The following is a 10,972-nucleotide window of genomic DNA, read 5'->3' on the forward strand; positions in this document are numbered from 1 at the left end:
TCAGTTGGCGTCGAGGAGCTTCAGCTCCGGGTGCGCGGTGCCGCCCGCGATCGCCGTGGAGGAGATGTGCGAGACCACGCGCTCGTCGGCCGGGTCGTTCGCCGGGTCGTCGTGGACGACCAGGTGCTCGTAGGTCGTGGCGCGCTGGGCGGGGACGCGCCCCGCCTTGCGGATCAGGTCGATGATCTCGAGCCGGTTCGAGCGGTGCTTGGCGCCGGCCGAGGAGACGACGTTCTCCTCCAGCATGATCGAGCCGAGGTCGTCAGCGCCGTAGTGCAGGGACAGCTGGCCGACCTCCTTGCCGGTGGTCAGCCAGGAGCCCTGGATGTGGGCGACGTTGTCGAGGAAGAGCCGGGCGATGGCGATCATCCGCAGGTACTCGAAGAGCGTGGCCTGCGTCTGCCCCTTCAGCTTGTTGTTCTCCGGCTGGTAGGTGTACGGGATGAAGGCGCGGAAGCCGCCCGTACGGTCCTGGACGTCACGGATCATCCGCAGGTGCTCGATGCGCTCGGCGTTGGTCTCGCCGGTGCCCATCAGCATGGTGGAGGTGGACTCGACGCCGAGGCCGTGGGCGATCTCCATGATCTCCAGCCAGCGCTCGCCGGACTCCTTGAGCGGGGCGATCGCCGTACGCGGCCGGGCGGGCAGCAGTTCGGCACCGGCACCGGCGAAGGAGTCGAGACCGGCGGCGTGGATCCGCTCGATCGCCTCCTTCGCGGAGACGCCCGAGATCCGTGCCATGTGCTCGATCTCGGAGGCACCGAGCGAGTGGATGACCAGCTGCGGGAACGCCTTCTTGATCGCGGAGAAGTGCTCCTCGTAGTACTCGACGCCGTAGTCCGGGTGGTGACCGCCCTGGAACATGATCTGGGTGCCGCCCAGCTCCACGGTCTCCGCGCAGCGGCGCAGGATGTCGTCGAGGTCTCGGGACCAGCCCTTGGCCGTGTCCTTGGGCGGCGCGTAGAACGCGCAGAACTTGCAGGCCGTGACGCAGACGTTGGTGTAGTTGATGTTGCGCTCGATGATGTACGTCGCGATGTGCTCCGTACCGGCGTAGCGGCGGCGGCGCACGGCGTCGGCCGCTGCCCCCAGCGCGTGCAGCGGTGCCGACCTGTACAGGTCGAGCGCCTCTTCCGGGGAGATCCGCCCGCCTGCGGCGGCTCGGTCGAGGACGGGCTGGAGGTCGGCCTTCTCGGTCACCGGGCTGTCACCTTTCGGCGGTTTCTCTGCGGATCGACGGACCGATCCAGCCTACGCCAGCCCTTGCCGGGCTCAGCCGTCGGACCGGGTGAGCGTGCCCTTCGGCCTGCCCGCGGCCTCCTCGTGGGACTCGTAGCGCAGGGTGCCGTCGGGGACGAGGGTGAACACCAGGTCGGCCTCGCCCCCGGTGCACATCGCGCCGGTGCGGGCGTCCGGGTCCGCGCGCTCCCGGATCCTCAGCTCGGTGGCCGTGCCGGAGGCCAGGGTCCCGACGCCCTTGCAGACGACGGTCGTTCCCAGCGCGTCGAACCTGTACGACAGCCGGGCCACCTCGTCCCCCTTCCTCCCCTCGACGAACACGGCGGTGAGTGTGCCGTGCGGCGCGCCGCTGCGTTCGGTCGTGGGGCCCTTCCACGTGCCGGCGAACGCCTTGGGCAGTGTGCTCACGGGCGCGGACCCCGCTGGGGTGTCCGGTGTGGCGGTCGTGGGGTTTCGTGACCCGGTGGCCGCCGGGGGGTGTGCGGCGTCGCTCCCGTGGCCGTTGCCGCTGTCGCTGTCGCCGCCCGGGAACAGGTCCCCCAGCGTCGCGGCGCCGACGGTCACCGCGGCGAGGGCGCCCGCGACCGCCAGCGCGACGGTGCAGCTGACCCGCCGCCCCCGGCGTGTGCCGGACTGCGGCCCGGTGTCCATGGCGACGGCGATACGGGCACCGGGGCCGTGCTCCCCCGCCGTGTCCGAGCCGGCCGGCGGCCGGGCAGACGGGGGCTGCGGCGGTCCGAAGTCGCCGGGGGCCACGCTCCCGAGTGACGCGTTGCTGAACGGCACCGGTCCCGACCGCACCGGCTCGTCCTGCGGTTCCAGGTCCAGCAGGGCCACCGCCGACCTGCTGACCTCGCGCACCAGGGGGCCCGGCAGCCAGCCGGGCGACACCAGCGCCGCGGCCCCGCCGGGTGCGAACCGGCGGGCGAGCTCGGCGGGGGCGGGCCGTTCGGCGGGGTCCTTGGCGAGACACCCGGCCACCAGCTCCCGCAGCCCTCCCTCCAGCTCGCCGAGTTCGGGCTCCTCGTGCACCACCTTGTAGAGGAGTACGGCGGAGGAGTCGCCCACGAAGGGGGCGCTGCCGGTCGCGGCGTAGGCGAGGACCGCGCCGAGCGAGAAGACGTCGGCGGCTCCGGAGATGTCCAGGCCGCGGATCTGTTCCGGCGCCATGTAGCCGGGCGAGCCGACGGAGACGCCGGTGGAGGTGAGGGAGACGGTGGCGCCGAGGGCCCGCGCGATACCGAAGTCGATCAGCCGGGGCCCGTCGAGGGCGAGCAGGACGTTGGACGGCTTCACGTCCCGGTGGATGAGCCCGTGCGCGTGTACGGCGTCGAGGGCCTCACCGAGCCCGGCCCCCAGGGCCCGTACGGCGTACTCGGGCAGCGGGCCGTGGCGGGTGACCGCGTCGGAGAGCGGCGGCCCGGCGACGTAACCGGTCGCCACCCACGGCACGGACGCGTCGGGGTCGGCGTCCAGGACCGGGGCCGTCCACTGTGCGCCGAGCCTCCGCGCGGCGTCCACCTCGCGCCGGAACCGCGCGCGGAACTGCTCGTCCAGGGCGAAGTGGGGGTGCACGACCTTGACCGCGACGGTACGTCCGCCCGCGCTGCGGCCGAGGTAGACCCGGCCCATCCCGCCCGCGCCGAGTCTGCCGAGCAGCCGGTAGGCGCCGATGGTGTGCGGTTCGCCGGCTTCCAGCGGCTGCATACGGTCTCCCCCTGTGGGCCCCGGGACTCGGACGGCAGCCTAGGCCGCCCCGGTCACAGGGTCACGGAGACCCCTTGCGCCGATATCGCCCCTATGGGCACGAAGCAGGGATTTCGCCACACGGAAAGGCGCGAATACGCCGCTCTTCCGTGCCGATCCGCTTCACCGGAGGTAAACCGGAAGGCCTCCCGGGGGACTTCCGCTATTGGTCCTCGCTTCCGCGCAGAGTGCCTCCGCGGCGGAACTGCGGACATTCGCGCCCATTCCCGGGAACGGAATGCCGGAAGCGCGCGGCGGGGGAAAGGCGGGCGGGGACGGAAGACCCGGGAAGGTACGGGATTCATCTTCTTTCCCGCGCCATTCCCGCACCGCCGGAAGTGGCGCCGGAACTGCCACCCGGGGTGCCGCCGGAAGTACCGCCGGAAGGTGGACTCCGAGACGTCAGCCGCCCAGCAGTTCGACCTTCACGTCCGCCGGGAAGCCGGTCGTCGGGCCGGTCCGCCGGGCGAACTCGCGCACGCCCGCCAGCTGGTCCGGGCCGAAGCGGAAGTCCAGGGTGGTGAAGTAGCGCTCCAGCACCTCGGCGTCGAAGGACTCCCAGCGCGCCGCCTGCTCGGCGACCTTGGTGACCTCCTCCAGCGAGAGGTCACGGGAGGCCAGGAACGCCTCGTGCACCTTCTCCACGTAGTCGGGGTGCGAGGCCAGGTAGTCCTTGCGCGCCGCCCAGACCGCGAAGACGAACGGCAGCCCCGTCCACTCCTTCCACATCTCGCCCAGGTCGTGGACCCGCAGTCCCAGCCGGGGGGCGTCATGGAGGTTCGCCCGCAGCGCGGCGTCACCGATGAGGACGGCCGCGTCGGCCTCCTGCATCATCAGGCCGAGGTCCGGCGGGCAGGTGTAGTAGTCGGGCGTGACGCCGTACCGCTCGGCGAGCAGCAGCTGGGCCAGCCGTACGGAGGTGCGCGAGGTCGAGCCGAGGGCCACCCGGGCCCCGTCCAGCTGGTCCAGGGGAAGCTGGGACACGATCACGCACGACATGACCGGGCCGTCGCAGCCGACGGCGATGTCGGGGAGGGCGACCAGGTCGTCGGCGTTGCGCAGGAACTCCACCAGGGTGACGGGACCGATGTCGAGGTCCCCCCTGACCAGCTGCTCACTGAGTCTTTCCGGGGTGTCCTTCGAGAGCTCCAGGTCGAGCAGGGTCCCGGTCCGTGCCAGGCCCCAGTAGAGGGGGAGGCAGTTCAGGAACTGGATGTGGCCGACGCGCGGCCTGCTGCGACGGTCGTCGCCTTCTACGGGAGAGACGGTTGAATTGTCCACATCACGAGGCTAGTCCTGCCGCTCCCGGCAGGCGTCATCGGGGCGCCCGGACCCCTCCGCGAAGGCCCTGTCCGTCAGCTCTCGGACGGGCCGGCCAAACATCCGGGTGAAGTGATCTTTCCCTCTACCGCTCCCCGCGGACTGCGTGCTAGGCTCGCCGCAAGTTGCAGTTTGGTTTCCCTTGCAGTACAGAGCCTGCGGAGCATGTAACCCGCAGGCTTTTGTAGTTTTCAGACTTGTTTGCAGGTTCTGGAGCAGGGCAACCCTTTGGCCCAAGGAGGGCTTATGGCTACCGGAACCGTCAAGTGGTTCAACGCTGAAAAGGGCTTCGGCTTCATCGCCCAGGACGGCGGCGGCCCGGATGTCTTCGTCCACTACTCCGCGATCAACGCGTCCGGGTTCCGCTCCCTCGAGGAGAACCAGGTCGTGAACTTCGACGTCACTCAGGGACCCAAGGGTCCGCAGGCTGAGAACGTCACCCCGGCCTAGTTGCCCGGGTCGGCCGATCGCGGCCGAGTGAGCAGTACCCAAGGAGCTCCGCTCCCCCGCTTCGGCGGGGGAACGGGGCTCCTGCCTTTTCGAGAAAGGGCGCGGCGCTTCCTCGGCCCTGTCACCGTGTGAACCGAGGACCGCGAGAAGTGGGTCACCGAACACCAGCTGCCCCTCGCCGGCTGACCTGACGTCACCCTCCGTACCGCCCCTCGTCCCTCAATCGTGTCGAGGGCCTGTGCAGAGCGCCACCCGATACTGACGAGCCCGCCCACAACAAGGCAGACTGTTGACCGCGATACCAGCGGTACGGAGCAGAGCGGAATCAGCACCGGCGGGGCAAGCAGGACAGGGGGCATCATGGACCGCGACAACGGACCCGGCGTGCGCGTTCCGGAGCAGCGCGTGGCGCGGGAACGGGCGGCCGGCACCGGGCTGCGGTTCACCGTGCTCGGCCCCGTACGCGCCTGGCGCGGCAGCGAGGCCCTGCCATCAGGTTCTCCGCAGCAACGCGCCCTGCTCGCCGCGCTGCTGCTGCGCGACGGACGCACGGCCACCGCCGCCGAACTCATCGACGCCCTCTGGGGCGACGACCCACCGTCCCAGGCTCTGGCCACGGTACGGACGTACGCGTCCCGGCTCCGCAAGACCCTGGGCCAGGACACCCTGGTCAGCGAGGCCGGCGGATACGCCGTCCGGATCCCGCGCGAGGCCCTGGACCTGACGCTCGCCCAGGACCTGGCGTCCGAGGCCGAGAAGGCCCGCGGCGGCGGGGACCGCTGCCAGGCCCGCACGCTGATCAACAAGCTCCTCGGCCTCTGGGACGGCGAGCCCCTCGCCTCCCTCCCCGGCCCTTACGCCGAGAACCAGCGCACCAGTCTGGAGGAATGGCGCCTCCAGCTCACCGAGACCCGGCTCGACCTGGACCTGGAGGTCGGCTGCCACGCGGAGGCGGTCTCCGAACTGACCGCGCTCACCGCGGCGCACCCCCTGCGCGAACGACTGCGCGAGCTCCTGATGATCGCGCTGTACCGCAGCGGCCGGCAGGCCGAGGCCCTCGCGGTGTACGCGGACACCCGGCGTCTGCTCGCCGAGGAGCTGGGCGTCGACCCGCGCCCCGAGCTGGCCCAGCTCCAGCAGAGGATCCTCCGGGCGGACGAGGAACTGGCCCGCCCGGCCGACGATCCGGCCCCTGCCTCCGTCCCGGTCCGCCCGGCCCAGCTCCCCGCCACGGTCCCGGACTTCACGGGCCGGGCCTCGTTCGTACGCGACCTGGGTGACCGGCTCGTCAGCGCCGAGGGGTCCGTCATGGCGGTATCCGCGCTGGCCGGCATCGGCGGCGTCGGCAAGACCACCCTCGCTGTGCACGTCGCCCACCAGGCACGCCCGCACTTCCCGGACGGACAGCTGTACGTCGACCTCCAGGGCGCCGGCGCCAGGGCCGCCGAACCCGAGACCGTCCTCGGCGCGTTCCTGCGCGCGCTGGGCACCGCCGACTCCGCGATCCCGGACTCCCTGGACGAGCGGGCCGCTCTCTACCGCTCCGCCCTCGACGGCCGCCGCATCCTGGTCCTGCTCGACAACGCCCACGACGCGGCCCAGATCCGGCCGCTGCTCCCCGGCACGGAAGGCTGTGCGGCGCTGGTCACCAGCCGCGTCCGCATGGTCGACCTGGCCGGAGCGCACCTGGTGGACCTGGACGTGATGTCCCCGGAGGAGGCCCTGCAGCTCTTCACCCGCATCGTCGGCGACGAACGCGTCCGCTCGGAGCGCGAGGCGGCGCTGGACGTGGTGGCCGCGTGCGGCTTCCTGCCGCTGGCCATCCGCATCGCCGCCTCCCGGCTGGCCGCCCGCCGCACGTGGACCGTCTCGGTGCTGGCCGCGAAGCTCGCCGACGAACGCCGCCGCCTCGACGAGCTCCAGGCCGGCGACCTCGCGGTGAAGGCCACCTTCGAGCTCGGCTACGGCCAGCTGGAACCGGCCCAGGCCCGCGCCTTCCGCCTCCTGGGGCTGGCGGACGGCCCGGACATCTCCCTCGCCGCGGCGGCCGCGCTCCTGAACCTGGACCCGCACACGGCGGAGGACCTCCTGGAGTCCCTGGTCGACACCAGCCTCCTGGAATCGGCGGCCCCGGGCCGCTACCGCTACCACGACCTGGTGCGCCTCTACGCGCGTGCGTGCGCGGAACGCGACGAACAGCCGCCGGCCGGACGGGAGCTGGCGCTGTCACGGCTGCTGGACTTCTACCTGGCGACGGCGGCGGGGGTGTACGCGCTGGAGCGGCCGGGAGACCGGCTGGTCGCCCATCTGGAGCCGACACGGTATCCGGGGCTCACATTCGAGGACCGCCACTCCGCCCTGGACTGGCTCTACTCCGAGGCGCACTGCCTCCTGGCGTGTGCGCAGCAGTCGACGGGCCACAGCATGCTCCGCCGGGCGGTCGACCTGCTGTGGGCCGCGAAGGACCTGGCGGAGTCAGGAGCGAACTCGAAGAGTTACGAGTCGGCGGCCCTGACGACGCGGGACGCCGCCCAGACCTACGGTGACGCACGCGCCGAGGGCCGGGCCCGGACCACCATCACCAACGTCCACATCGTGGCGGGCCGTTTCGACGAGGCCGACGCCGAGGCCCAGCGGGCCATGCAGCTCGCACATTCCGCCGACGACCCGGTTCCCAACTGCTGGGCACCCAACGACCGGGGAGTGATCGCCATCTACCAGGGGCGGCACGAGGAGGGCGAGCGGTACCTGCTCCAGGCCATCGAGAACTTCCGGGCCGACAGCAACTACGTCGGCCAGGCGAGCGCCCTGTGCAACCTCTCCCGGATCCACGTGTCCCTCGGCCGCATTCCCAGTGCGATAGAGCTCGCACAGCAGGGCATCGACATCTACGACCGGATGGGCCTCAGCCTCCGTCTGGCCAACGGCCGTTACGCCCTCGGCATCGCCCTGACCCGGGCGGGCCGGCTGCCCGAGGCCCTGACCCAGCTCACGGAAGCGCTGGCACTCTTCCACGACAACCGGCAGCCGCTGTGGGAAGGCGTCACGCATTTCCGGCTGGCGGAGGCTCACCTGGCCGCACTGCGCCCCACCCTGGCGGCCGCGCACGCGGAGCAGGCGATCGCGCTCCGGGGCATCGGCGGCGAGTGGCGCCGCGGCACTGTGCTGACCGTTCTCGGCAAGGCGCTCGACAGCATCGGCCAGCCCGACCGCGCACGGGCCTGCTGGCTCGAAGCCCTCGCGATCTACGAGCAGTTGGGCGCGCCCGAGGCGGAGGAAGCGCGCCTGTTGCTGAGCCCCGTGGCCGCTGCCTAGCCGCTGCGTTCATCGTTCGTTTATCGCCGGGCGCCAGTCTGTAGTCCATCGAGCCGTCGCGTCGGGGGGCAGACGGATCGAGGTTACGGCCGTCCCACTAGGGTGAGCGGCCCTGAGATGCCCGCCCGGCGATCCACGGGGGAATTGCCGGGCGGGCATCGCCTGACTCTGCATGGAACGACGAACGGGAGCTGACGATGAGCGAAGCGAAGAAGGCCAAGGACGACCTCCTCAAGCCGCAGGACAACCACGCGTCCGACGCCGGCACGGATGTCACCACGCAGGACAACCACGCCTCGGGTGGCGGCATCACCACTCTGGACAACCACGCCTCCGGTGAAGAGATCACGACGCTGGACAACCACGCGTCGGCTCCCACCGCCAAGTAGACCGAATTCGCACGGGGAGCGGCCGCGGCGGCGCGGAGGGGGAGCCGTCGCGGCCGCTGTGTGTCCGCGTCCGGCCAGGTCTTTGGCTGTGGCCTCGTCCGCACTCCCCGCTCGGCACGGGCTTCGTGGCTGCCGTACCGGGCATCAGGCCGAGCGGCGTCAGTGGAGCAGCTCAGCCGTGACCTGGCAGCGCTTCACCTTGGAGGCCAGGCGCGGGCTGTCCATCCTGACCGTCAGGGTCTCGGTCTCGTCGTAGTCCAGGTCGACCGTGGCCTCGCCCGTGTCGACGGTCCGGCCCGCGGCGTCCAGGAACGTCACGTCCACCTCGTAGGTGTGCGAGAGGGACGCCGTCGAGCGGATCTCGACCGTCGAGGAGGTCACCGCCCTGCGCTTGCCCTTCTTGGGCTGCGCGCAGCGGATGACGCGGATGTCGGGGGCGTCCGAGGCGGTGGGGCCCGGCGTCGGGGTGGAGTACGTGGAACCGCCTGACGAGCTCGACGAGCTGTCGTCGTAGTCGTCGTCGTAGTCGCGGTAGCCGCTGTTGCTCTTCTTGGAGCTGGAGCAGCCCCCGCCGCTCGAACCGCCGCTGCTGCTGCGGCCCTTGCCGCCGTGGCTGGACGTGGAAAACCCTGTGAGCGCGAGCACCACCACGACCAGTACCGCCGCGAACCTCATCTGTCGCCGCACCATCGATGCAGCCCCCCTAGCTGTAGTCGGCTCCTACGGCCGTCGCACGGCCGCCCGACAACGCTACTCACAGCAGCACGGGCGCTCACCCATGACGCGGTCATGACCCTGTCACGGTCTCGTCATGGTCTCCGATGGCAGGGAGCAGCGGCCGGGCGTAGCGTCGGTCCGGGGAGCGGTGCGCACAGCCGTGCGCCATGGCCCGGGAGGCTGTCGATGATCCGCAACGTCCTCGGTTCCGTCGTCGCCCTCGTGGGAGCGGCGGCGGCCGTGCAGAGCCCCTTCCACAGCTGGTACAACGACCGCCTCGGGCGGGACTACCGCATCCAGGGCCTCTTCGAGGGCATCACCGGCGCCTCGTCGTCGGTCATGGGCTCGATCCTGCTTCCGTTCCTGTTCGCCGCCCTGGTGACGATCGTGGGGGTCGTGCTCCGCTCGCGCTGGGTGGTGGCGTTCGCCGGCCTGGTCGTCCTCGGCTTCACCGTGCTGTGGATGGTCAGGCAGGGGCAGGACGCGGGAAGCCTGACCGTCGGCGGCGAGGGCTCCGGGCTCCGCTGGGGCGTGGCACAGGCCCTGGCGGGCGGCGTGCTGCTCCTGCTGGGCGCGCTGGTGATGTCGGGGCGGCGAGGGACGCGGCAGCGGGACGTCGCCGCACCGTATCCCGTACCGCCGGACGACCGTCCCGACACCTGGCCGCCGACGCAGGAACCGGGCCCGGCCGCGCAGACGTCCCCCGGGCCGGAGCCCGAGGCGGACCCGTACACCGGACCGGGCAGGCACCGGGCGTCGCCCGCCGACGAGGACACCGCCCAGTACCCGGTCCAGCACCCCGTCGAGGGCGAACAGCAGGACCGGAACCGCTACAACCCGCCCCACCCCTGAGGTCTCAGGCGCGGGCCCTGTTCCCCGTCCCGGTGCCCTTCAGCGCGTCGAGCGCGTACACGCAGCGGTCCTTGCTGCAGGCGTACACGACACCGCCCTGTGCCACCGGGGACCCCGTGATCTCGCCGCCCGTGGCCAGCTTCCAGCGGAGCTGGCCACCCGCCGCGTCCAGCGTGTAGAGCACATGGTCGGCCGAGCCGAAGTGGACCCGGCCGTCCGCGACCACGGGCGCGCCGACCACCTCGCCGCCCGCGGCGAATCGCCACTTCGGCGTGCCGGTCACCGCGTCCAGGGTGTAGAGCGCGCTGCCGCTTCCGACGTGCACGTTGCCCGCCGTCACCAGCGGGGGCTCGATGGACTGCCGGGCCTCCGTCGCGATCCGCCACCGGTCCTTGCCGGTCGAGGCGTCCAGGGCGTACACGGTGCCGAGGTAGTCGGCGAGGTACACACCACCGCCCGTGACCGCGGGACCGGGCGCGAAGGCGGGCGGGGACAGGAAGACCGCCGGTGACTCGAAGTGCCAGCGGACCCGGCCCGAGACCGTGTCCACGGCCAGTACCCGGGTCCCCGCCGCGACGTACACGAAGCCGTCGGGCGCGGGTGTCACCCGGACGGGGACCCCGCCGCAGGACGCCGCGTCACCGACGGGGTAGGACCAGCGCTCCGTGCCGGTGCGCGCGTCGACGGCCCGCAGCCGGGCGTCCTGCCACAGGTAGACCGTGCCGTCGTGGATGAGAGGCCCGGCCTCCGGTGTCTCGAAGTCCGTCTGGACACCCGAGGTCTCCCACAGCTTCTCGCCGCTGGACGCCTCCCACGCCTGTACGCCGCCGCCTCGCGTCCCGGTCAGGACGGTGCCCCGGTCGGCCTTGAGGGAGTACACCCAGGCGTCGGTCTGCAGCCGCCACCTCTCGGTACCGGTCGCCGCGTCCAGCGCGTACAGGGAC

The 10,972-nt window shown here is 71.8% G+C and carries 9 protein-coding genes; 4 read left to right on the forward strand and 5 right to left on the reverse strand.

Annotated features, from left to right (window positions below; all coding sequences use genetic code 11):
- From mqnC to BFF76_RS08655, 3 genes are all read right to left on the reverse strand, one after another.
- Nucleotides 1-1,200, reverse strand: coding sequence for a cyclic dehypoxanthinyl futalosine synthase (gene mqnC / locus BFF76_RS08645; protein ID WP_053930562.1), 1,200 nt, complete (start codon nucleotides 1,198-1,200; stop codon nucleotides 1-3).
- A 72-nt stretch (nucleotides 1,201-1,272) separates the two neighbouring features.
- Nucleotides 1,273-2,946, reverse strand: a complete 1,674-nt coding sequence (locus BFF76_RS08650; protein ID WP_065847861.1) for a serine/threonine-protein kinase — start codon at nucleotides 2,944-2,946, stop codon at nucleotides 1,273-1,275.
- 441 nt (nucleotides 2,947-3,387) lie between these two features.
- Nucleotides 3,388-4,266 carry a menaquinone biosynthetic enzyme MqnA/MqnD family protein gene (locus BFF76_RS08655; RefSeq protein WP_031093083.1) on the reverse strand — a complete coding sequence of 293 codons (879 nt, stop codon included), beginning with the start codon at nucleotides 4,264-4,266 and terminating at the stop codon, nucleotides 3,388-3,390.
- 285 nt (nucleotides 4,267-4,551) lie between these two features.
- Between BFF76_RS08655 and BFF76_RS08660 the strand changes: the two genes are divergently transcribed.
- The 3 genes from BFF76_RS08660 to BFF76_RS08670 all read left to right on the forward strand — a co-directional run bounded on the left by BFF76_RS08660 (nucleotide 4,552) and on the right by BFF76_RS08670 (nucleotide 8,459).
- Complete coding sequence (locus BFF76_RS08660; RefSeq protein ID WP_003967102.1) at nucleotides 4,552-4,755, forward strand: cold-shock protein; 204 nt, start codon at nucleotides 4,552-4,554, stop codon at nucleotides 4,753-4,755.
- Between the two features lie 360 nt (nucleotides 4,756-5,115).
- Entirely contained in the window at nucleotides 5,116-8,070 is a 2,955-nt protein-coding gene (afsR, locus tag BFF76_RS08665; RefSeq protein ID WP_053930564.1) for an SARP-family global regulator AfsR, read from the forward strand.
- Between the two features lie 197 nt (nucleotides 8,071-8,267).
- Nucleotides 8,268-8,459, forward strand: a complete 192-nt coding sequence (locus BFF76_RS08670) for a hypothetical protein (RefSeq protein ID WP_031093085.1) — start codon at nucleotides 8,268-8,270, stop codon at nucleotides 8,457-8,459.
- A gap of 159 nt (nucleotides 8,460-8,618) precedes the next feature.
- Here the strand turns inward: BFF76_RS08670 and BFF76_RS08675 are convergent, their stop codons facing one another.
- The gene (locus tag BFF76_RS08675; protein ID WP_031093086.1) at nucleotides 8,619-9,149 is read right to left on the reverse strand and encodes a hypothetical protein; all 531 of its coding nucleotides are present in this window, start codon (nucleotides 9,147-9,149) and stop codon (nucleotides 8,619-8,621) included.
- A gap of 213 nt (nucleotides 9,150-9,362) precedes the next feature.
- Here BFF76_RS08675 and BFF76_RS08680 point away from each other — a divergent pair, with 213 nt between their 5' ends.
- Entirely contained in the window at nucleotides 9,363-10,028 is a 666-nt protein-coding gene (locus BFF76_RS08680) for a hypothetical protein (RefSeq protein ID WP_053930565.1), read from the forward strand.
- 4 nt (nucleotides 10,029-10,032) lie between these two features.
- On the opposite strand, the gene BFF76_RS08685 is transcribed toward BFF76_RS08680, so the two are convergent.
- On the reverse strand, nucleotides 10,033-10,972 hold a 940-nt coding region (locus BFF76_RS08685; RefSeq protein ID WP_167359478.1), incomplete at its 5' end, for an outer membrane protein assembly factor BamB family protein.

Origin of the sequence: Streptomyces mutomycini (genome assembly GCF_001700505.1) — a bacterium.
Classification (GTDB): Bacteria; Actinomycetota; Actinomycetes; order Streptomycetales; family Streptomycetaceae; genus Streptomyces; species Streptomyces mutomycini.